18 protein-coding genes and 2 tRNA genes are annotated in these 22,840 nt (G+C 60.0%); 6 read left to right on the top strand and 14 right to left on the bottom strand.

Annotated elements, in window-relative coordinates:
* Positions 1-20: 20 nt before the first annotated feature.
* The 4 genes from DKK74_RS00515 to DKK74_RS00500 all read right to left on the bottom strand — a co-directional run bounded on the left by DKK74_RS00515 (position 21) and on the right by DKK74_RS00500 (position 2,858).
* The gene (locus DKK74_RS00515; protein WP_045934889.1) at positions 21-254 is read right to left on the bottom strand and encodes a DUF2188 domain-containing protein; all 234 of its coding nucleotides are present in this window, start codon (positions 252-254) and stop codon (positions 21-23) included.
* A gap of 651 nt (positions 255-905) precedes the next feature.
* Positions 906-1,364 (bottom strand): hypothetical protein, encoded by a 459-nt coding sequence (locus DKK74_RS00510; RefSeq protein ID WP_110412305.1) that lies wholly within the window; start codon positions 1,362-1,364, stop codon positions 906-908.
* A gap of 103 nt (positions 1,365-1,467) precedes the next feature.
* Positions 1,468-1,538 (bottom strand) — tRNA-Gly (locus tag DKK74_RS00505).
* 123 nt (positions 1,539-1,661) lie between these two features.
* The gene (locus DKK74_RS00500; protein ID WP_110412304.1) at positions 1,662-2,858 is read right to left on the bottom strand and encodes an ROK family transcriptional regulator; all 1,197 of its coding nucleotides are present in this window, start codon (positions 2,856-2,858) and stop codon (positions 1,662-1,664) included.
* A gap of 220 nt (positions 2,859-3,078) precedes the next feature.
* On the opposite strand from DKK74_RS00500, the gene DKK74_RS00495 reads away from it, so the two are divergent.
* The 4 genes from DKK74_RS00495 to nagA are packed head-to-tail and all read left to right on the top strand — an operon-like array spanning position 3,079 to position 7,602.
* On the top strand, positions 3,079-4,383 hold the full coding sequence (locus DKK74_RS00495) for an AGE family epimerase/isomerase (RefSeq protein ID WP_110412303.1): 1,305 nt from the start codon (positions 3,079-3,081) through the stop codon (positions 4,381-4,383).
* Positions 4,384-4,388: 5 nt separating this feature from the next.
* Positions 4,389-5,495 carry an ROK family protein gene (locus DKK74_RS00490; protein ID WP_110412302.1) on the top strand — a complete coding sequence of 369 codons (1,107 nt, stop codon included), beginning with the start codon at positions 4,389-4,391 and terminating at the stop codon, positions 5,493-5,495.
* Entirely contained in the window at positions 5,492-6,280 is a 789-nt protein-coding gene (gene nagB, locus DKK74_RS00485; protein WP_110412301.1) for a glucosamine-6-phosphate deaminase, read from the top strand. Before DKK74_RS00490 ends, nagB begins: the two co-directional genes overlap by 4 nt.
* A 14-nt stretch (positions 6,281-6,294) precedes the next feature.
* The gene (gene nagA / locus DKK74_RS00480) at positions 6,295-7,602 is read left to right on the top strand and encodes an N-acetylglucosamine-6-phosphate deacetylase (RefSeq protein WP_110412300.1); all 1,308 of its coding nucleotides are present in this window, start codon (positions 6,295-6,297) and stop codon (positions 7,600-7,602) included.
* A 20-nt stretch (positions 7,603-7,622) separates the two neighbouring features.
* Here nagA and DKK74_RS00475 read toward each other — a convergent pair whose 3' ends face one another.
* The 10 genes from DKK74_RS00475 to DKK74_RS00430 all read right to left on the bottom strand — a co-directional run bounded on the left by DKK74_RS00475 (position 7,623) and on the right by DKK74_RS00430 (position 21,114).
* Entirely contained in the window at positions 7,623-8,465 is an 843-nt protein-coding gene (locus DKK74_RS00475; protein WP_110412299.1) for an ABC transporter ATP-binding protein, read from the bottom strand.
* A gap of 132 nt (positions 8,466-8,597) precedes the next feature.
* Positions 8,598-10,430 (bottom strand): hypothetical protein, encoded by a 1,833-nt coding sequence (locus DKK74_RS00470; protein ID WP_146210517.1) that lies wholly within the window; start codon positions 10,428-10,430, stop codon positions 8,598-8,600.
* A 223-nt stretch (positions 10,431-10,653) separates the two neighbouring features.
* The gene (locus tag DKK74_RS00465; RefSeq protein ID WP_110412297.1) at positions 10,654-11,853 is read right to left on the bottom strand and encodes a sensor histidine kinase; all 1,200 of its coding nucleotides are present in this window, start codon (positions 11,851-11,853) and stop codon (positions 10,654-10,656) included.
* A complete protein-coding gene (locus DKK74_RS00460; protein ID WP_181414837.1) occupies positions 11,850-12,509 on the bottom strand; it encodes a response regulator in 660 nt (219 codons plus the stop codon). The genes DKK74_RS00465 and DKK74_RS00460 overlap by 4 nt, the downstream gene beginning before the upstream one ends.
* A gap of 47 nt (positions 12,510-12,556) precedes the next feature.
* On the bottom strand, positions 12,557-13,492 hold the full coding sequence (gene htpX / locus DKK74_RS00455) for a zinc metalloprotease HtpX (protein ID WP_110412295.1): 936 nt from the start codon (positions 13,490-13,492) through the stop codon (positions 12,557-12,559).
* An 81-nt stretch (positions 13,493-13,573) separates the two neighbouring features.
* Positions 13,574-14,167, bottom strand: coding sequence for a DUF4411 family protein (locus DKK74_RS00450; RefSeq protein ID WP_110412294.1), 594 nt, complete (start codon positions 14,165-14,167; stop codon positions 13,574-13,576).
* The gene (locus tag DKK74_RS00445; RefSeq protein WP_110412293.1) at positions 14,164-15,345 is read right to left on the bottom strand and encodes an ImmA/IrrE family metallo-endopeptidase; all 1,182 of its coding nucleotides are present in this window, start codon (positions 15,343-15,345) and stop codon (positions 14,164-14,166) included. Before DKK74_RS00445 ends, DKK74_RS00450 begins: the two co-directional genes overlap by 4 nt.
* Positions 15,346-15,520: 175 nt before the next feature.
* Positions 15,521-16,987 (bottom strand): FAD-dependent oxidoreductase, encoded by a 1,467-nt coding sequence (locus tag DKK74_RS00440; protein ID WP_110412780.1) that lies wholly within the window; start codon positions 16,985-16,987, stop codon positions 15,521-15,523.
* A 118-nt stretch (positions 16,988-17,105) separates the two neighbouring features.
* Positions 17,106-19,073, bottom strand: coding sequence for a heavy metal translocating P-type ATPase (locus tag DKK74_RS00435; RefSeq protein ID WP_110412292.1), 1,968 nt, complete (start codon positions 19,071-19,073; stop codon positions 17,106-17,108).
* 154 nt (positions 19,074-19,227) lie between these two features.
* The gene (locus DKK74_RS00430; RefSeq protein ID WP_110412291.1) at positions 19,228-21,114 is read right to left on the bottom strand and encodes a S1C family serine protease; all 1,887 of its coding nucleotides are present in this window, start codon (positions 21,112-21,114) and stop codon (positions 19,228-19,230) included.
* 231 nt (positions 21,115-21,345) lie between these two features.
* Here DKK74_RS00430 and tgt point away from each other — a divergent pair, with 231 nt between their 5' ends.
* Together tgt and DKK74_RS00420 are read left to right on the top strand one after the other, a co-directional pair.
* Positions 21,346-22,644: a tRNA guanosine(34) transglycosylase Tgt gene (tgt, locus tag DKK74_RS00425; protein WP_110412290.1), complete on the top strand. Its 1,299-nt coding sequence runs from the start codon at positions 21,346-21,348 to the stop codon at positions 22,642-22,644.
* Positions 22,645-22,700: 56 nt separating this feature from the next.
* Positions 22,701-22,783: transfer RNA gene (locus tag DKK74_RS00420), tRNA-Leu, on the top strand.
* The last annotated feature ends 57 nt before the right edge of the window (positions 22,784-22,840 follow it).

Here is a 22,840-nt window from a genome sequence, read left to right as displayed (position 1 = left end):
TCCCAGAGCTAAGTTCTCGTTCAGCCCTTGATGTCTCGGGGATCCTTCTTGCCTATGGTGCGCTTGTCGCGGATTTTGTTGCCGCCCTTGTTATGGATGTTGACCTCGCCGCCGCCAGACCGGTCCGCAAAGACCTTGGCCTGCTTGGTGGCCTCCGCCTTGGTGGCGAAGGTGCGGGAGACGCGTGAGGCCCCGGCCCGCTTGACTGTCCACAGATCGCGATCCCCGTCGTATTGCACGTGATAATCAGCCATGATGGCCGTCCTTTCCATACTTCCCTGTACCCCCTCATCTTCCACTGCCCGACCTAAGGCACCGTGCTTCGACACTCCAGAATTTCCAGGAATATTGTCAGGTACTGATTTTGCAAAAGAAATCCTTTCGCTACGAGTTTTGCGACCTATATGGGGTCTGAGGAAATGGCATTTATGCCAAACTCCTTTAGAAGAAAGAGGACAAGTAAAACGACGAAAGCTACAACGGTAAGGAGCGGAGCCACAAACCGGAAAAGCTATAGATCAGCCTGTAAAAGTCGGAATCATAGCAGCTTCTAATATTCTTAAATCATGCAATCCCGGCCATCGCTATTGCGTCATATTTTGAATATCCGGAACCTCACCTAAATATTTGCAGATGCAGAGGGTCATTTCTTCCCGAATGTCGCCGAACAGTTATATACAGTTGGCAAGAATCATTCGTGTCCATTAACGCATTACAATTCCCAGAATGGCCCGGACTTCGGAAACTACTGCACAAGTCGCTAAGTGTCAAGCGTAATACGGATGAACTTGAAGATCGACTCAACGGGTCTGCATTGCATTTATATATGTCGTGAGCTACGAATTCATCTGGCAAAACGAATTGATAAGACTCTTTTCCCCTAAAGATATCGATAGAACTAGTTGTTAATTAATTGCAATTTTCCCAGATAAGCCTTTTTGAATTGCGTCAGCGCATATTCTTGTTAGCGGCTCTCCAATTGCTTCTTTGTAGTTGAAGCCTAGAAGCTGTATAGCTTTGAGTGTGTCCACCGAGATAAGTGCATTTATTTGATCGGCCGTCTCCGTAAATTCAGCATCAGATTTTCCGAAAATCCTAATCAGCTTTTCTATAGTATTATGCAAATGGTTGATGTCATCATCGCTGATTTCAATCCTATCAACCTCTGTCTTGTACGCTTGGGCTATCCTTATAGCTTCAGCCCGATCCTGCACTAAATCGTTGATAATTGCATCATATGCATTAGCCATTGCATTCTGATCTTTTTGCAGTTTAATCGCTTTCACCTTTGAAAGAATTCCATCACCGACAGACTTTGCAACTAGTTGTGTAAGAGATACTGCAGCGGTCTCTAATGCAACCATTTTCAATCCTTTCATGATTGATATAGCTAGAACGTTTAAGTTTATTTATAAATAGGAAGCTATAAGCCATCGCCCTCTTTGGCATTCCAATGTTCCTAGCGAGAGCGGGCGACGGGAATCGGACCCGCCTCTGAAGCTTGGGAAGCTTCCATTCTACCAATGAACTACGCCCGCAAATGCGACTACCGGACTCAGACCTCGGCCAACCGCATGCGAGTCACCATGGTAGCAGGTCTCGGCGATGTGCGCGAATCACCAGCTCTGGGCACAGTTGCGAGATAGGTATTCAATCCACTTTCAGACAGTGCCGTCGGGCTCGATCAGATCGGCCACCACTGTGGAGCAGGCTCCAAGCAAGGCTGCATCCTCACCCAGAGCCGAACGGTCAACTACCAAAGGCCGACGGAAATCAGTGGCCAGGGCATCGTTCATGGTCTTCTCCATGGCGCTCAGGAAGATGCGGTTGACCACTCTGGAGTCGCCCAAGACAGCCACGCGAGGAATGTCCATAAGGCCGGCAGGCATGGTCAGAACACGACCAAGCAGTTCGCCAGCACGGCGCAAAATGCTGGCCAGATTGTCGGGATCCCGGTCCATCGCAGCAGTCAGCTTGGGAACGCTAATCAGCGACTCCAGGCAACCGCGCTTACCGCAACGGCACTGAGGACCGGTGGGATCCACCACCACATGGCCGATCTCGCCGGCCGCACGATTGCAGCCGGTCACAAGCTCGCCGGAAACCAGCAACCCTGCCCCAACTCCGTCGCCCAGATGGACCAGCAATAGGTCGGACTGGCCTGAGCCAAACTGCTGCTCGGCCAGTACCTCGTTGTTGGCGTCGTTGTTGACCGTCACCTCCAGGCCTGTCTTCTCATGCAGATAGCCGCGAAGGTCGGTCTGAACCCAGCCCAGGTTGGTGGCATCATCCACCACGCCTTCGGCGCTGACGATGCCGGGACTGGATACGCCGATGCCCATGATGGGATGGGCTGCCCGCTGGATCAATGAATCAGTCAACTCCCCCACCAAGTCCAGGGGGACCTTGCCGTCAGCGGTCAGAGGGATCTCCTCACGCGCCACCACCTGTCCGGTCAGGTTGAGTACCGCCCCCCTGAAGACGTAGGGCGTAGAAAGGTCCAGGGCCAAGATACTGCGCCCGTCAGGATTGATGCGCAGCAGCCGTCCCCGCTTGCCCGGCCCAGTGGATTTGCTATAACCCACCTCCATGATCAGATGCTCGCCCAGCAGCTCGGCCACGATGTCTGATATGGCGACCCTGGTCAACCCTGAGGCGCGGGCCAGATCAGCTCTGGTCATACTGACATCGGGGTAGAGCAGCCTGAGCAGGACGGCTCGGTTGTGATGCCGCACCGACTTGGGCAGCGCCTTGGACAGGTTGCCGGTATTGCTGGTCATGATTCGCCTGACGATAGATAATGCGGGTACGGGGACCCGCCATGGGGATTGGGCCTTGAACCCCGTAATCATGCCCATCCATACTTGCTCCTTATATTGTAAACTTCCTTGCTCGGTCAGGTCCAGACCTCGCCATTGCGGCAACAAAGCTGTTTGTTTTCATGATTGCGCACTAGCATCGTGAGCAAGACCACTGGGGCAACCAGTAAAAAGTTCAGTTTCCTAACAATTACGTGTTAGGCTATGAACAGATACCAGAAACAGCTGCATCCCCTCGCTGAGCAAAGGAGCGATCGCCATGACCACGACACCGAACCATTCGGGAGTCTCATCGTCCGCCATAAATCCCCGATACCTGCTGGGCAACGAAGCCAACCGTATCTTCATGGCCTCACAAACTTATGGCTTCCTGGACTTCGGGCGTGGGTTCCCCACCGAGCAGGGCGGCGCCGGCTGGCTCAATGACGACGGCAGCATCGATCCCGAGCAGGGAATCCAGACCTGGATCACCTGCCGGATGACCCACGTCTACGCCATCGGCAGCCTCCTGGGCTACCCGGGAGCATCAGAGCTGGTCCATCGCGGTGTTCAGGCCCTCCAGGGCAACCTGCACGACGACAAACACGGCGGCTGGTACCCCTCGGTCTCCTGGCAGGGCCAGCCCGAGAGCGGCAAGTCCTGCTACACCCACGCCTTCGTAGTCCTGGCTGCCTCCTCGGCCATGCTGGCCGGCGACCCCGATGGGCAGGCTCTGCTGGACCAGGCGCTGCAGATCTTCAACCGCTACTTCTGGGATGACGACAAGGGCCTTGCCGTCGACACCTGGAACAGCGAGTTCACACGGCTGGACCCCTACCGGGGGCTCAACGCCAACATGCACAGCACCGAGGCCTTCCTGGCCGTGGCCGATGCCACCGGTAAAGAGGACTACCGCGAGCGCGCCGGCCGCATCATCGACCAGGTCATCAGCTGGGCAGAGAACAACCAGTGGCGTATACCTGAGCATTTCAACAGCGACTGGCAGGCCGACCTGGACTACAACCAGGACAACAAGGCCGATCAGTTCAAGCCTTACGGGGCAACCCCGGGCCACGGAATCGAATGGTCCAGGCTGATCACTCAGTACGCCCTAAGCAGGTTCGATCAGGAGGCCGACCGTCGCCGCTACATCGAGGCAGCCGAGCACCTGTTCGCCAGGGCTGTGGAGGATGGCTGGGCCACTGACGGGGCCGAGGGCCTGGTATACACCACGGACTGGCAAGGCCGCCCGGTAGTCCACGACCGCATGCACTGGACCCTGGCCGAGGCCCTGAACACCTCGTCCACCCTCTACGCGGCCACCGGCAAAGCCACCTACGCCGACTGGTATGCCACCTTCTGCAGCTACGTAGACCACTACCTGATTGACCACAAGGGCGGATCCTGGTGGCATCAGCTGGATGCCGGCAACCAAGTCATCGGCACGGTCTGGCCCGGCAAGTCCGACCTCTATCACGCCTTCCAATCAACCCTGATCCCCTACAACGACCCGGCGGTCTCCATCGCTACGGCCATCAAGAAGGCCTGCGGACAGGGACGGGCGGACCAGGATCAGGCACGCTGAAATCCATGGCAGCATCGACCCCGCATCCCGAGGCGGATACAGATAGCGTCCAGGCCGGTCCGATCAGCCTAGGAATTGACATCGGCGGCACCAAGATAGAGGGCGTGGCCATAGACCGCTGCAAGCACCTGCTAGCCTGCCATCGAATCCCCACACGCGAGGGCAACCAAGCGGTTCATGACGACACAGTGACACTTATCCGCCATCTGCTGGATCAGGTGAGCCCAAACCAGGGTCCGGTCACCGTAGGCATGGGCATCCCGGGGCGTGTGGATGCCAACCGGGGAATAGTGGACGACGCAGTCAACCTGGGCATCCGCCACATGGCTCTGGGTCCTGCCGTTGCCAAGACAACCGGTCTGCCTGTTCGCATCGAGAATGATGTCAACATCGCTGCTCTGGGAGCCGCCTCGCAGGCTGACAACATCCTGATAGCCCCTGAAACCACACCGCACTCCAAGGCTGCCCGGGAACAGGTCCGACGACCCGCATCAGAGCCTGGGCGTGACGGACCCAGGGCCCTGCCCGACCAGGACGACCACGTAGTGGCCTTCATCAACCTAGGCACTGGTCTGGCTGCGGGCATCATCCGTGAGGGTCGGATCGAACATGGAGCCAGCGGGGCAATCGGCGAAATTGGCCACATCGCAGTGGATGCCCACCAGTTCCCCTGCAAGTGCGGACAGTGTGGCTGTCTGGAGACCGTGGCCTCAGGTTCGGCAGTGGAAGCACTTTGGCCGGGAATCGCCCATCCCCTGCCTGACCTGATTGCCCAGGCAAGCAAGGGGAACCAGCACGCCCAGGAAGTCCAGGACATCATCGGCCATGGCATTGCCCTGGCTGTCCAGATCGTGGCCCTGACTATCGATCCAGCTGTAATCATCTTGGGCGGTGGCATGAGCAAAACCGGTCAGCCCCTACTGGATCTGGTCACCGAGCATCTGAATAGGAGCGCGGCTTGCAGCCACTTCATCGCCTCGCTGAAGCTGCCCGGCCGGTTGCGCCTGGCCCCAGCCGACCTGCCCATCGCAGCCATCGGTGCCGCTCTGGCAGGACGCATGGCCGCTGGTAGTCGCCCATCTGACTTTATAGGAAAGGAAATCGCATCATGACCGAAATCATCATCGTCAAGTCTCAAGAGGAAGCCGGCGAAATCTACGCCCGCTGCACAGCCGACCTGATCCGGCGCAAGCCCGACTGCGTGCTGGGCCTGGCCACGGGGTCCAGCCCCCTGGCGGCATACCAGGCGCTGGCTGATCTGGTCCACAAGGAGGGAATCGACGTCTCCCAGGTGCGTGGCTTCGCCCTGGATGAGTACGCGGGGCTGGATCCGGCCCACCCCCAGTCCTACCGTTCCACCATCGACCGGACCGTGGTCGAGCCTCTGGGCCTGGACCCCGCCAAGGTGAGAGTGCCCAATGGGAACTTGGACACCATCAAGGACGCTGGCCGGGTATATGACCAGGCAATCGAGGATGCCGGCGGAGTCGACCTGCAGATCCTGGGCATCGGCACAGACGGGCACATTGGCTTCAATGAGCCTGGATCCTCCCTGGCTTCGGGCACCCGCATCAAGACACTGACCGAGCAGACCCGCATCGACAATGCCCGATTCTTCGACAATGACATGGATCAGGTGCCCACCCACTGCATCACCCAGGGCATCGGGACCATCCTCAAGGCACGCCAGCTGGTTCTCCTGGCCTTTGGTGCCGGTAAGGCAGAAGCCGTTGCCGAGAGCGTAGAAGGCGGCATATCGTCCTTCTGCCCGGCCTCCGCCCTCCAGATGCACCCCCACGCCACTGTGATCGTGGACGAGGCCGCCGCCTCCCGCCTGCGCAACCGCGACTACTACAAGTGGGCATACGCCAACAAGCCTGACTGGCAGTCCATCTAGAAGGCAAACTAAACATGTCCAAGGAAGCATACGAGTCGGCGGGGCTCGCGGTTGAATCATCCCTCCACGGACCGGCCCATCCCCTTGTCCTGACTGGCGCAAGGCTGATAGACGCTCGAGGAATCAGGGAAAACAGCTGGATTTTGGCTCTGGATGGCAGGATTGAGCAGGTCGGGCAAGGCAGAGAGAGCCTGGAATCCGCCCTGAGGGCCGCTGGCCTGCCCAGCCTGCCGCCCTCCTTCCAGCCTGGATCAGATACCCATGACGTGAATGCGGACGGTGCTGAGTTCATCGATGCAGCCGGCTTCATCCTCACCCCCGGGTTCATCGACATCCACTCCCACGGCGGCTGGGTTCACTCATTTGACGACGGCGACGAGGCCATTCGCACAGCCAGGGCCTGCCATATGGTCCATGGAACAACCAGGCAGGTGCTCAGCCTGATCACCAATCCGGTCGACACGATGTGCACCAATCTGCGCTCAGTCAAGAGGGTCATGGACTCCAGGCCCGACGTGCTGGGCGCCCACTTGGAAGGGCCCTTCATCGCACTCTCCCGTAAGGGCGCGCACGATCCCAAGTGCCTGCGCGATCCTGAGCCAGCGGTTCTCGACAATCTCCTGGAGGCTGCCGACGGTTGCATACGCCAGGTGACCCTGGCCCCCGAGCGCGACCATGGCTACGAGGCCATATCCCGCCTGGCCGAGTCCGGTGTGGTGCCTGCGGTTGGCCATTGCGATGCCGACTATGACCAGACCCGCCGCTCATTCGATGCCGGCGCCCGCATACTCACTCATGTTTTCAACGCCATGAACGGCATCCACCACCGTCAGCCGGGCCCTATTCCAGCCGCCGTGGAGGACCGCCGGGTTACGGCCGAGTTGATCAACGACGGTTTCCATGTGCAGGACCCCTGCGTCGACCTGGCCTTCAGGCTCTTCCCCCATCGGATAGCCCTGGTCACCGATGCCATGGAGGCCACCGGCTGCGAGGACGGCGCCTACAAGCTGGGTTCCCTGGATGTAACTGTGAAGGGCGGCCACGCCCGCCTGACCTCCAACGGAGCCATCGCCGGCTCAACCCTGACCCTGGATGTGGCAGTCGGCAGAGCTGTCCAGGCCATCGGCCTGCCAGCCCCCCAGGCCGTGGAAGCCGCCACTCTGACACCTGCCCGGGCCCTGGGACTGGACCGCTCCAACCCGATCACCGGTGCTCCGCTGGGTCTGCTGGCACCCGGCTATGCGGCCGACCTCCTCCTCCTGAACCCGGCTGACTGGTCCGTCAAAACCGTGGTCTGTAACGGGCACAGAATTCAGCTTTGAATCGACCTCAGCGGCTCCTCCTACTCCGACCCGGACAGAAGGAGCCGATCTATATCCTCTTGATCCATATGGGGATAGGAACCGCAAATCCTCCCATCCCGCATATACAGAATTCTGTCGGCCCTGGAAGCCACCCTGGCATCATGAGTAACCAGAAGGCTGGCCTTGAGTCCCGCACTCATGGCTGCTTGGATGGCATCAAGGGTGTCCTCACGGGCTCTGGGATCCAGATTGCCGGTGGGCTCATCCGCGAAGAGAACCTGCGCATCCATGATCATGGCCCGAGCGATGGCCACCCGCTGCTGTTGACCTCCTGACAGCTCGCCCACCTTTCGCCTCATTACACCGGTCGGCAGGTCCACACAGGCCAGAGCCCGACGTACAGCACCATCATCGGTGGCTGAACCATTCAAGGACCGCGGCAGGATGATATTCTCGGCGACCGTCAAAGAATCGACCAGCATGTAATCCTGAAAAATGAAGGCGAATTCGGTCCTGCGAAGCCTTGCCCGGCGAAAATCCGGCTGCCGAGCAATATCCCGATGCTCATACCAGATCTGACCTCGCAAGGGGGTCAGGATGCCGGCAAGCAGCTTGAGCACAGTGGACTTCCCGCATCCCGAGGGTCCAATCAGGGCCGTAATACAGCCATCTTGCAGTTCTATATTGACTGGCCCGATTTGAGGTGCCGGCCCATTCCTGTCATACGACTTTCCCAGCAGACGATGCCTGCGTCGTCCATTTTCCGAGTAGTCGTAGCAAACGGACCTGGCCCGCAAGACCGTACCGCCACCATCCGGGCCCACACCCTGGGCAGTTACCTGAGATTTACTTGCATCCCATCCATCATGTCCTGTTTCCATACATCCCTCCTTCTCACGCCCAGCCTTCTTACACGCAATTTTCAAAACATCCGCTCACAACCGCCGAATGTAAGACTCCGTCTCATTTCATGGCGCTCTCACTTATTTCCAGTCCACCACAGGCCGCTTTGCTCATCCCTGACAGACCAGACGAACATAGGAAATCATGTGGGCGACCAGGGCCACCAGCCCCATTGCCAGGACCACCGCCAGAAGCAGACCCAGCTGCCCAGCGGGACAGTAAAAGGAGATACCTCCATAGAGTTCGACTGACTGCGGGTGAGAGCAGAGGTTGACAACCAGGAGCGAACCGGCGCAGGCCAGCAGGAAGGCCGGCAAGACTTCGCTCAGGTACCTTAACGTCCCACTGCATCCGTACCGCCAGACTCCCAAATCAAGAAGGACGGCCACGGCCCTGGTCCTACGCCTCTCCTCAACCATGGTGAAGATCAGCGACAGGACGCCCACGGCACATATGACCAAGACCGGGTAGACGATGACGGCCATTTCCTTCATCCCCTCCCCTCCGGTCTGTGCATAGATCTTGCCAGTCGGCAGATTCGCCACCCATGCTTCAGCCGTCTGGTCAACGACCCCTGTCGGCACCTCCCGGCCACCCACCTGTGACGAAACCAGAGCCAGTGGAGTGCGCCCGCCCCAACGTTCATATCCGGTCTTCCATGCATTTCGGGAGGTAGAAGTAGATAGATGCGAGGGGATGAAGTACTGACCCATTCCACCCGGCAGGTCAGCTATAGCCGCAATCCGACTCCGTCGAGCTGGTCCGTTCCCATCATCAATACAGACCGGCGCGCCGAGGGACAGACCCGCACCCACCTCCGGACTGGAAGCCACCACCCCATCGAGCCCGTCCAATCCTGTACTATCCCGCGCAGGATGCAGGGCTGCCGACGGGAAAATCCGACTTAGATCGCCATCTATTTGAAGGCGTGAGGCACCACGATAGTAGGAGGCGGCCCGGCGTATTTGCCGGTCGCATCCCGCACCGTCCTTTGCCATAGGCACTACGGTGGCAGGAGCCAGAATAAGAGGATCAGTATCGCGCGACCGAACATAGGCAGCCCAATGATCCAGGGCCCCTCGGTCACTGCCGACCGGGCTGATCACAGACCCTCCTGCCAGAGCCGTGGTCAGAGAGGCGCGCGCATTGGCATCGCTGTATCCCAAGAAGCCGAAAAGTCCGCAGGCAACTGCAGTGGCGACGACCACCATCGTGAAGAGCGAGGCCGCCCTAGTGGTCTCCTGATTGCGCAAAGCCAAGGTGACCACAGGACCTCTTGGGTAACCCGCCATGATGACCCCCGCTGCTCGGTTCAATAGGGGTCTGCCCACTCTTATCAAGGCCCATGCCAAGAGAGGAATCAAAAGGATGCCCATACCACCGGCGGCCGCTCCAGTCCCCTTTAGGTAGATCATCAAGCAAGTCGCAAGGACCACCAGGAGCATGACCGCAGTAGACAGGGCGCGGTGCCGTCTCCCGGAAGAGCGGGGCATGGACTGCAAATCGGGCCGAGCTCGGATGACCCTCACTGCAGCCAATATGGCGCCCAGGCATTGGCACAAAACGGAAAGCAGGACCGTCATAAGAATGGAGGAGAGGTTTGGCAGGATGCCATGCTCCGGCAAAAGCATGTCCAGCCGTGCCATGGCAGGCCTTGCCAGAGGCTTCATCAGCTCGCCCAAAGCCACGCCAATGAGGCCTGAGAAGGCAGCCATGAGACCTTGGACGGCCAGTATCGAGCCCAGGAGCCGACAGGGGGAGGCGCCCAGCAGACGGATGCGCATGAGCCTGTCCCATTGAGCAGTGAAGGCATGGTCGCTGATGGTCTTGGAAACGGAAGCTGAAGACGTCAGAAAGATGGCTACCATGACTACCGGAGTGGTCGAATCGGCACCCTCTCCTCCCCGGACCATAGCCTCAAGAACCAGGAGAATCAAGGCCATGGGACAGGCTCCAGCCAGGATGTTCAGGATTTGCAGGCCGCGGTTTCCCCTCCACAAGGAATTCACCAGGCGGATGTACCCGATCCTAATACTCCGCCCCTCAGCCCCTTCCGTTCCGGGTCCTTTCCTTTCACCGCCTATTGCTGCCCATTGCATAGGGCCAAGCTATATCGACGGATAGTGGAGATGCTACCGACAGATGTCACCATCAGGAGGACAAATGTCACTGCGTCCGCTGCACTGCAGAAGTTACCTGCGAATCCGCGGTCAATGGGAGGGAGAGTATTACCCGGGTACCTCGGGAAGACTCCGCTGTCTCTGCCGGTCCTACCTGCAAGGAGCCGCCCAAGTCCTTTACCCTCTGCTCAAGGGAGGACAGGCCGAAGCCCGGCACAAACCGACCAGACCCTTTGCCAGGACCCACCCCGTCGTCCGTCACACACAGGCGAAGGGTTCTCGGTGCCAGATCAATAACAATCGAGGCGGAGGAGGCATGGGCGTGACGGACCACGTTGGTCAAAGTCTCCTGCAAGGCCCGGTAGATAAGGACCTTATTCTGCGATGACAGGCCCTCCAGGCTCCCATTCACCGTAGCGGTCACATGCAGACCTGTGGATTCAAAGGAGTCTGCCAGACCGACAATCGACTCCTTGGTCAGCTCCCCGCCAAAGGCAGCCGGGTTCAAAGCCCTGGCCTGCTGACGTACCTGAGCCAGTGCCTTCTTATCGATATCTTCGGCCTTGATCACATGGGTGAGGGCCCGGTCGATGGATGAACCCTTGTGCAGGGTCCTTTGCGCCGCCTCAAGCTCCATGTGCATGGCCGATAGGTACTGACCAATCGAATCATGCATCTGCGAGGCCATCTCTGCCCGCTCCTTAGCTAGGGCCAGGCTCTCTATTGTGAGCGACTGCCTGGCGAGCTGCCGGTTCTTTTCAATGAGCATACGACTGGCCCGTGCGTAAAAGAGGAAAGCCACCGCGAAGAAGACGATCAGAGCCAGGTTCAGGACCGTATCGCCCCAGGAGGCCCGTCGCCATTCTCCCCTCCATGCCATATGCAGAATGTAGACCCCTATTTCCCCTCCCACTGCGACCCAGGTCCAGATCTCCGGAAAGGCGAAGAGAACATCCACGGTCACGATGGTGGTGAGAAACATCTGCGGCGGATTGTCGAAGAGAGTGGCTGCCAGACAAACCGCGATGAGAAGGCCCCCACAGATGAGGGCAGGAATACGTCGCCGAATCAGCCTATAACCCAGCCAGGCCGACACCATGACCGTCTGGAAGAGGAAGAAGTTGAGAGGATTGCCATATTTTGACCACAGGAAGGAGCAGCAGAACGAAGCGACCTCCACCAGGCCCACGTATGGGAGGGACCCTGGTTTCCGCTCCTGAGACGACTCAGGTTCTGACAGGCTCATGACCGCCTTAAGGTCATGGCCAACTCGGTGCGATTGCGCACGCCGGTTTTGTCGAAAATGCTACTGACGCGGTTTCTGACCGTGCCCAGGGACAGGCAGAGATGATCGGCAATCTCCCTGTTGGTTGAGCCAGCCACAATCATGTCGATGATCTGACGGTCAGTCCGATCGAAGTCGTCGGCTACGTTGACTCCTCCCGCTGCTTTGACAGGCTGCGACGGTTCGCCTTCCCTGCTGATGAGGTCCATCAGCCTACCCGACTCTGCAGTCCCGAGGACGCGTTCACCCCTATAGACCCTATGCACGGTGCCGATGATCTCCTCTGCATCGGCATCTTTGAGCAGGTGCCCATATGCTCCAGCCTTGATGCTTCCCACAAGGTTCTCATCCTCGTCGAATGCCGTCAGTGCGATGCATCGGGCTTTCAGTCCTCTACTACGCAAAATGTCAATGAGGCGAATCCCGTCAATGTCAGGCATCCGGCAGTCAACTAGGGCCACATCGACATCTCTCAGATGAGGATGCGCCAGAAGCTGCCGGGCACTGGCTGCATCCGCGACAATCTTGATATCGTCTTCATCAGCCAGTATCGAGACCAGTCCTGCTCTGACCAGCTCCTGATCGTCGACGATGGCCAGATTGATGGTCTCCGTCATCCCAGGCATCATCTCCTATCGACAGGGACGCAAAACTGCTCGACCTCTCAGTACCCCACCTGAGCTCCATGCCCGGAATTCACCTGGGTCTGCCCCATCTCCTGACTCATCTGCATTAGGCGGGCTATGCGCTCATCGGTGGGTGGATGGGTGGAGAAGAGCCTGCTAAATCCCCTGACCGAGAAGGGATTCTCGATCATCATGGCAGCGGCGCTCTGGGTGCCAGCGGTCTGAGGCATGGGCACGGCCTGAGACCCGTAGGATATTTTGTTCAGCGCCGATGCCAGAGCCGCCGGGTCCCCAGTCAGCCGACTACCGTCCTCGTCGGCGTCATACTCGCGGGTTCGGGAAATGGCCATCTGGATCAGGGATGCGCCCAAGGGGGCCAGAATCGAGCTGATCAGCACACCCAGGAGGCCGAAGACGCCGGAATCGTTATCCCTGTCCCGGCTGTCGCTACCGAAATACATGAGGGAGTAACCCAGGTAGGTGATGACCGTGGCCATGGCCGAAGCCACAGCAGAGGTCAGGATGTCATGGTTGTAGACGTGCATGAGCTCGTGGCCCAGCACTCCACGAATCTCGCGCTCGTTGAGGATGCGCAGGATTCCCTGGGTGCAGCAGACGGCAGCATGGCGCTCGTTACGGCCTGTGGCGAAAGCGTTGGGAGAGTCGGTCGGGGCGATGTAAATACGGGGCATGGGCTTGCCGGCCCTCCCCGACAGTTCTCGGACAATCCGGTACAGGTCGGGAGCCTCCTGCTCGCTGACCGGCCGGGCATGCATGGAGGCGATCGCCACCTTGTCGGAGAACCAGTAGGACCCGAAAGTGGTGGCCAGGCCTATGAGGATATAGATGCCCAGCGTCCCCTGGCGACCGCCAGTCAGCCACCAGATGAGCATAATAACGGCCCACATAAGGGCGAACAAAAGCGTCGTTTTAAGGCCGTTGAAATGTCCGTGAACCTTCAGCTTGCCATTCATGGGTTCCATGGTAGACAATGCCGCTGAATTTTTGCTGAACGACCGCTGAAAAGATGAAACTGCCGATGTTCCCTCGCCATTTCAGAACAATACGATTGGATCTTCGCTCTTCTTATCACGAGGCTTAGGAACATACCGGGCTTTCTTCAACCTTCCGTTGGCATCGAAGAACTGACGCAGGCTCATGCTCTCCACCCCAAAATGGTCTGCGATATTAGGGATCTTGGGCTCTTTCTTCATATGCTGCCCCTGTTGCAGCGGAACCCGGGCCTCATCCGTCACTATGACTGCCCCCTCGACCTTGGCCACGGCGATCAGCCAGGGATCCGCCTTGCTCTCTGGCTCCCAACATTGGCGTGACTCTTCCGTATAATTCCCGCAGGTGACCAGATAATCCTGAATTTTCGCATAGACCTGCGCATACTTGTCACCCTTATGGCTTATTTGGCGGCCTTTGAACACTGCACGCACCCAAAGATCCAGCATATCGGGATCAGCGGCTTGCTCGTTGATCAGCTCTTCGTAGACGACATCCACCATGGCAATTGCCTTGTCCTCAACCAGCTTTTCCATCCATCGCCAGAAGGGGTGGAACTCCTTATAGTCGAAAGGATGGTTGAACCGGTAAGAGGCGATGAAGATGTTGGAATCAGGCAGGTAAAGAGTAGCGGTCATATCAGCTTCTTTTCACGAATCAACCCCTGATAAGACTGCGGGGAGCGCACCCCCACCAAGTCGAAGCCCTCAGTCGGAGCCAGTCTGCCCCCGTCCATGGCGGCATTGACCAAGCGGACGAAACCGGTATCGACCCTCGAGGCATTGGTCCTGTTGCCATTACCACGGGTTTCCCGCTCCTGACGATGAGCGGCCTTGCCCTGAAGATGCCGATCCATTCGTGCTCGCAGCTCCTCAAGCGTATCCTCGTCAGTCAAGCCGAACTGATGGGCTTGTATCCCCATGGCCAAGGCACTCAGATGGAAGTCGTCAGCTATGGACTCCGCGGCATCGGCCGGCTCTTTGCCCCCGTCCAACTTCTCCTGCCAGAGCCGCCGGAAGCGTTCATCGTCAATCACGGCCTTTACCACTGCTCGGTTTATCGTGCGCTCCGTGGCCTTGCGGTCTCCTTGGCCGCCAATGCCGTCGAAGAGCTCCTGAGTGCCCAGCAGTACGTGCCCCACCTCATGAATCAAAGTGAAGATCATGCCGTCAAAGGAATCGTTTCTGTTGATGAACACCAGCGGAGCCATGTCGTCGATCAGCACGAATCCACGGAATTCCTGAAGATCCAGTTTTCGAGAACTCACGGAACCCACCTGGGAATTGAGCATGATCATGATGCCCGCATTGGATGCCCGTTCCTTGAGCTGACGGAAACGGTCGCTGGAATTGCCGCCCTCCCAGGCAGAGCGACCATCCAGTCCAAGGGTGGAGCGAAGCGCATCAGCCAGGGCATCGTCATGCTCGGCATCCTGTACCGAACCGACCAGCGGGTTGGCGTCCAAGCCGGACTCAAGCAATTCGTCCCTGGCCCATTCCTGCCTGAATCGCATCTGGTCGATGGTGTCCTGCAGGTTTTTGCTGGGCTGCACAGACGTATTGCCTACGGTACGGTACCGGACCAGAGGCTCAAGGCGACGCTGGGGCACGACCGACCTGACCAAGGCGCCGAAAGGAACATGCAGGGCCCTGCTGAGCTGCTCAACCTTGTTGAAGGATACGGACACGGGCTCCTTGGATTCCAGCCAATCCGGCAACTGGCCAAGCCCCCGGCGCCGAGACAGGGCCACCGGATCGGCATCGCTCTCCTCAACGGCCCACTGCAGGGTTGCCGGATAGAGAGTCAGATTAGCCATGCCACGCTCCTTCGATTCCGTGAAGGGCTCTAACGACAATGATAGCTGGGCCGGATCTATCCGCCTACTGTGAGCACCCGGTAATGCTAGTGCAGATCAAGAAAAAAGGGCCTGGATGAGGATTTTTCATGAATCCTCATCCAGGCCCCGCCACTGCCGATCTAAGACCGATCGCCTACTCGCCGTGGGCGAGCTGGCGAAGCCGGTCGGGATCGATGACCTTAATGTGCTCGCGGCCGACCTTGGCGCCTTCGGCCCGCTCGTAGGCATCCACCCGCTTCCAGCCGGCGAAGTCGATAGGCTGGATGCCCTTGCCCGCCAGAAAACGGTCAATTGAATCGTCGTCCCGGTCCTGGGCAAAGCGGCCGCGAGTCGGGCTGGCTGCCAGGTCATCCAGCATGTTGCCGATGGTCTCCAGGGCATCGGACTTGGTGGATCCGATCAACCCCACAGGTCCTCGCTTGGCCCAGCCCGTGGCGTAGAGGCGGTCGATGGGCCGGCCGTCCTGCCCCTCGGGAGCAGTGGTCACACGACCGTGGACGTTGGAAAGGGTGTAGCCAGAGAAATCATAGGGAATGCCGGGAACCTCGGCGGGCTTGTAGCCGATGGCGTGATAGACGGCCTGTACCGGGTACTCCTCGTACTGGCTGGTCTCCTCCATGGTGCCCTCGGGCGTGACCTTGGTCTTCTCCACGCGAATGCCGGTCACCTTGCCGTCCTGGCCAATGATTGCGGCAGGCATCCGGTAGAAGTGCATATAGAAATGGCGGTCGGCGGGATTGCCTTCGAAGTCGACACCGCCGTCCTCAGCCATGTCCTCGGCCATCTCCCTGATGGTGTAAAGCTCCTCCAACATCTGCCGGGTCAGCTTGTCGGCACCGGCCCGGTCGATGGTCTCCTGATCCAGGTCGAAGTCCTCTTCGTCGATGACGATTTGCACTCCAGGCAACTTCTCCAGCTCACGCAGCTCCTGGACCGAGAACTTGGCCTGGGCCGGGCCACGACGGATGAACATGTGCAGCTCGCGGGCCTGGTTGCCCTGGATCCCCTGGTAGACATTATCGGGGATGTCCGTGCCCAGCAGGTCGTCGGCCCGGCGCATCAGGATTCTGGAGACATCCATGGCCACATTCCCGCCTCCAATGACGGCCACCTGCTTGGCATCCAGGGGCCAGTTCTGGCCAGCGTCGGGATAGCCGTCATACCATTCGACGAAGTGGGCGGCCCCGTGAACGCCATCAAGCTCGTGGCCGGCGATCTCCAAGGGGCGGTCGTCCACGGCACCGGTGGCGAAGAGCACGACATCGTAGCGCTGAAGCAGATCATCCAGGTTGATGTCCCTGCCAAACTCTACATCCGCATAGAGATGGATCTCGGGGTTGTCCAGGGTCTTCTCCAAGGCGCCGGCGATGTACTTGATGCTGGGATGGTCCGGGGCCACGCCGTAACGGACAAGACCGAAGGGAACGGGCAACTTCTCGAACAAATCGATCCGGGCCCGGTCGCCCAGACCCAGGTCGGCACCCTTCTCCCGAAGCTGCCGCAGCAGGATGTCAGAGGCGTAGACCCCTGCCGGCCCCGCGCCTATGACGGCCACGCGCAGGGGGGAGCCGGCTTCCTCGCCGCGGGCCGGTGCGGGCATGGTGGAATCGTTGACATTATTATCGCTCATGCTTGTCAGCCTAACGCAAAGCGACGGTCGGGAACAGAGCTAGTTGGGCTCCATCCCCGGGACTTTCACCAAGCGTCGCGGAATGAACTCAGTCCCGGTCTATCAGCGCAGTCAGGGCCCAGAGGATGGAAACCACGTCGATGGCCTCCTGGGTAAAGGCGCCGACAACCACCGGAATCAGGTCGAAGGCGGCACAGAGCATGCCCACTGTGGCCAGGGTCAGCCCCAGCATGACCGCCTGAAGCATGACCCGCTTGGTCCTGCGGGCGATGGTGATTGACCTGGGCAGGCAGGCGATGTCGTCATTCATGATCACGGCCTGGGCGGACTCGGAGGCGGCCGTAGTGGTCCCGTCGGTGATGGCCATGCCCACGTCGGCGGCGGCCAGGACCGGAGCATCGTTGACCCCGTCCCCCACCATCAGGGTGATGGATTTGGTCACTGACTCACCAAGGAATTTGGACAGCCAGATGTCCCAGAAGGGCTGCCGATTGGGCTCCTCCCTGGAAGCCTTGGCGATCAGATCGGCCTTGTCCTCGGGGAAGAGGCCGGCATGCACGTCGGTGATGCCCACCTGGTCGGCGATGATCCGGGCCGAGTCCTCCTTGTCGCCGGTGACCATGGATAGACGGGTGATGCCCAACTCCCGCAGCTGGGTGATGGTCTGGGCGGCATCCGACCTGGGCACGTCCTTCATGACGACCCTGGCGGCAAGGACCCCATCAATGGAAACATAGGAGGCCATCTCATCAGGCGCCAGGGGACCGAATAAATCATTTGAATGCCCGTCGGCCACGAACTGGGCCCTGCCCACCTTGACCTGGTGACCATCGACCTGGCCCTGGACCCCGTTGCCGGAGTCCTCCTGAACCTCCCGCGCATGCAGATGGGTCTCGCCCTTGCCCTGTGCCCGCAGTCGCTCCTGGGCGGCGGCCCCGGCCTCAGCTATTCCGTTGGCCAGGATGTGGACCGAGTAGGACTCCACAGCGCCCGCCATGGCCAGAATACGGTCTGTATCGACCTTTTGCTTCCCGCCGTCAGGCAGGTCAATCTTGGCTACCTGGGGACGTTTGACGGTCAACGTGCCGGTTTTATCGAAGAAGATGTGCGAGACCCGACCCAGATTCTCGATCACGTCCTGGGTCTTGATCAGCAGCCCCGCCTTGGCCAGCCTCCCGGTCCCGGCCATGTAGGCCACAGGTGCGGCAATCAGCAGAGGGCAGGGGGTTGCCAGGACCAGAACCTGGGCGAACCGGGTCGGCACACCGGAGATGATCCAGGCCACGCAGGCGATGATGAAGGCCACCACGGTGAAGGGGACCGCCATCAGGTCGGCTGTTCTGACGACTGCAGCCCGTGAGTTCTGGGCGGAGCGCACCAGGTTCAGAATGCGCTGGTACTGGGAGTCCCGGGCCAGCTGCCGGGCCCGCATCAGGAAGGTGCCCGAGCCGTTGACCGCTCCGGACATGACCTGGGCGTCCTGGTAGAGCCTGCGGGGCATGGGTTCGCCGTTAATCGTGGACATGTCCAAGGTGGCGGTTGGGCTGATCAGCTCGCCATCGACGGGCACGGTCTCGCCGGGCTTGACCACCAGGAGGTCGTTCAGACGGACCTTATCGACATCCACCGTGTTCCAGTCGCTCTCCTTGGGAAGGACATGCTCTCCCTCCGGCAGCTCTGCCTGAACCACATGGGCCACCTGAGGGGCGGCCTGGACTAGGACGGTCAGGTTGTTCTGCGCCTTGTTCCCGGCGTACTGCTCGATTGCGTCTCCCGAGTAGAGCATGAGGACCACAGCCCAGCTGGCCCAGTACTGCTGGACGGCGAGGGTGGAGAGGATGGCGACCACGGCCAGGATGTCCACGCCCACGTGGCCCTGGCGCACGTCATCGATCATCCCCTTGAGGGTGTCCACAAGCGAGACGGCCACCAGGACGGCGACCAGCCATTGGGCAGCCTGGCGATAGGGGTGCCAAAGCAGGCCCATGACCAGCCCGCAGACCAGAACCACCCAAAGCATGGGGACCTTCTTGGCGAAACCCAGGATTCTTGACATGACCACTTCCCCGCTCCGGACTTGTCTACCTGACAGCCGTAGCCGGATCACGGCTCTCTTCTGCTCTTGACATATCAAGCCTATACCGCGGCGAGTATGACCAGGGGCCGCACCCGCCAAACTGACGGATGCGGCCCCTGGGTTCAGTCCTGGATCACTGCCCGAAGAAGAAGCGGAAGGGATCCATGGAGTCATCGTCGTCGCCCGAACCGCCCTGGTCGGAGTCGCCGTCCTGGCCACTGCCGCCCGAGTTCTTCCTGTTGGTCCTAGGCTTGCCCTGAACGGCCTGCTCCTCGCTATCCAAGGTGGCGTTCACCTCGGCGGTCTTGCCGTCGCGTACCACGGTGATCTTGACCGAGTCGCCGAAGGCTGCAGCCCGGACAAAGCCCAGCAGGGAGTAGTTGTTGTTGACAGCATGGCCATTGAAGGCCACGATGGTGTCTCCGACCTTGATGCCGGCCTTGTCAGCCGGGGAGCCCGAAACCACATTGGTGACCTTGGCGCCGCCGCGGGTGACTCCGTCGGCCTGGGCCGTGCTGCTCTGGATGGTGACGCCCAGGGAGACGTGCTTGGCCTTGCCGTCCTTGATGATCTCATCAGCAACTCGCTTGACCAGGTTGGATGGGATGGCGAATCCGATGCCGATGGACCCTGCCTCGGACTTGGAGGAGGCCATGGAGGCGATGGAAGAGTTGATTCCGATGACCTCGCCAGCCGCATTGAAGGTGGGGCCGCCCGAGTTGCCGGGGTTGATGGCCGCATCCAGCTGGATCGCGTTGGTCACAATGGGGTTGTTGTTGCTCTCGTCCATGACCGAGACCGGGCGGTTCAGAGCCGAGACAATGCCGGTGGTGGCCGTGTTCTCGTAGCCCAGGGGGTTGCCGATGGCCATGACGTTCTCGCCCACAGCCAGCTTTTCGGAGTCGGCGAACTTCACAGGCTTCAGGTCGGAGGGTGCCTGATCCAGGCTGAGGATGGCCAGATCGGCTGTGGTGTCGGTGCCGACCACCTTGGCCGTGTACATCTGTCCGTTGGAGAGGGTGACGTGAATCTCCTGGGCGCCATCGACCACGTGGTTGTTAGTGACCACATGACCGTGGGTATCGAAGACCGCGCCTGATCCGGCCCCCACCCCGCTCTTGGTCTGTACCTGGATGGAGACGACGGACTCGGAGACCTGCTTGCTGATGCCCTGCCAGTCAGGAGCCTGCCCGCCCTCGACCTTGGCTGTGCCCTGGCCCGAGGAGTTGGAGGAGACTCCGCTCAGCGAGGAGGACGAGGGCAGGGTGATCCATCCGTTGGACAGAGCCGCCCAGCCCAGGCCCAGCATGAGAGCTGCAGCCACCAGGGCAGCCACCACGGCGGTGAAGACGTACTTGCCCGTGCCGCTCATGTTGCTGCTGGCGTTGTGGGCGGGACCAGGCCGACCGTTGATGCCGCCGGATCCGAAAGGCACATAGGGGCCCTGGCCGGAAGGCTGGCCGCCCTGGGGGTTCTGGCCGGCGTTCTGACGTGGCTGGCCGTTCTGACCGAACTGGCCTGGCTGGCCGTACTGCCCGAAGAAGCCCTGCTGAGGACCTGAGCCATATCCCTGGTTAGGCTGCTGGTTGGGCTGCTGATTGGGTTGTTGCTGACCCTGATTGTTGGCAGGCGGACGTGAGCCTGCTGGCGCATATGCTCCATACTCGGGCGCAGGCCGATAATAAGGCTGCCGCTGCGTCGGCGCATCCTGCCCCGTGGCCGAGCCACTGGAGGCGGAGGCTGAAGCGCCGGTGCCGCTATCGCCATTCGACCCGTTTTCCGTAGTCGCGGGTCGTGCATCGCCGCCAGGCATGGCAATAGGGGTCGTGGGCCTCTGGTCCCAAGCCTGAGTCTGCTGATCCCCTTCTTCTGGCGCGGGGACTTGAGCAGAGTCGGTCTGGTCTTTGGAAGCTCCCGTCTCCTGCTCTTGACTGGCGGCCCCGCGCTCGATGTGGCTTGGCTGCCAGGACTGATCGTCATCGCCGCCCCTCCAAGGGTCGGCCTTGTGCTCTTCAGCCATTTCTGCTCCTTTGGATCGATGCCGCTGCCTGCTATTCGGTCACGCTTGTCAATCTACCCCGTCGCCCGCGCTTTTTGCTGTTTCCGGCTGACAGGCGAAGCGGGTCCTCGCGTGCATTGCTTCCAAGTCTAGAGGCGAAATGCTGAATGTTGTCTGGACATTGTATGAAAGTCACATCGACTGTACACAGGGCACAACAGAACGGTTGGATGTCTTGGATACAGTGGAGCCATGAGCCTGATCACCAACCCGCTGGGAGCCACGCCGGGCCGACCCGGCGACCGCGCCGCATTCTCATTCGAGACCCTGAACCGCCTGCCTGACAGCCCCGATGGCCTGGGGCACAATGGCCGCCGCTACGGCCGCACCGGCATCATCCACACTCCTCACGGAGACATCCATACCCCCGCATTCATCCCCGTGGCCACCCAGGCGGCCATGAAAGCCGTCCTGCCCGAGCAAATGCGGCAGCTGGGCGCCCAGGTCCTTCTGGCCAACGCCTTCCATCTGTTTGAACGCCCCGGCCCCGACATTCTGGACCAAGCAGGAGGCCTGGCCCGGTTCATGAACTGGGACGGCCCCACCTACACCGACTCGGGCGGCTTCCAGGTCCTCTCGCTGGGTGCCGGATTCAAGAAGACCCTGGCCATGGACGTGACCGGCATGAAGTCGGACCAGGTGATCGCCGAAGGCAAGGAGCGCCTGGCCTTTGTGGACGAGGACGGGGTCACCTTCAAGTCCCCGCTCAACGGCGACCGGCATCGCTTCTCGGCTGAGATCTCCATGGGCATCCAGCACCGCATCGGAGCCGACATCATGTTCTCCTTTGACGAGCTGACCACCCTGATGAACACCCGCACCTACCAGGAGCAGTCGGTGGAGCGCACCTTCCGTTGGGCCAAACGCTGCGTGGACGAGCACCACAGGCTGACCCAGGCACGGACCGGCAAGCCCTACCAGGCCCTGTTCGGCGTGGTGCAGGGGGCCAACTATGAGGATCTGCGCCGACGTGCCGCCCGCCAAATCGCCTCCCTGGACTTCGACGGCGTGGGCATAGGAGGCGCCATAGAGAAACGGCTGCTGGGGCAGACCTGCGCCTGGATCTGCGACGAAATGCCCGAATCCCGACCCAGGCATGTACTGGGCATCGCCGCTGTAGACGACATCTTCGCAGGCGTGGAGAACGGCGGAGACACCTTCGACTGCGTATCCCCAGCCCGTTGTGGGCGCAACGGAGCCGTCTTCACCCGTGACGGCCGCTGGAACATCAAGCGCGCCCAGTTCAAAACTGATTTCAGACCCATCGAAGAAGACTGCGACTGCTACACCTGCACCCACTACTCCCGGGCCTACATTGACCATCTGCTTCGCGCCCATGAGCTCAACGGCTACACACTGGCCACCATTCACAACGAACGCTTCTTTGTAAGGCTGCTGGACGAAATCCGCCAGTCCATCGACAGCGGCTACTTTGACGAGTACAAGAAGGAGACGCTGACCAGATTCTACGCCCACGGATCCAAGGGCTGAACCAACACGCCATTATTGCGTCGCATAGACAACCGTGCTAACCTTTCCAGTTGTCTGCGAACGTGGCGGAATGGTAGACGCGCTGTCTTCAGGTGGCAGTGAGCTGATGCTCGTGAGGGTTCAACTCCCTCCGTTCGCACGAAGAAATGAAAATGTCTTCGGCTGACTGATGTCGGTCGAAGACATTTTTTATTGG

The sequence above is a fragment of the Bifidobacterium asteroides genome, from assembly GCF_003202755.1.
Classification (GTDB): Bacteria; Actinomycetota; Actinomycetes; order Actinomycetales; family Bifidobacteriaceae; genus Bombiscardovia; species Bombiscardovia asteroides_F.
The sequence above is the reverse complement of the archived record's forward strand: the minus strand, read 5'-3'. Positions and strand labels throughout refer to the sequence as shown.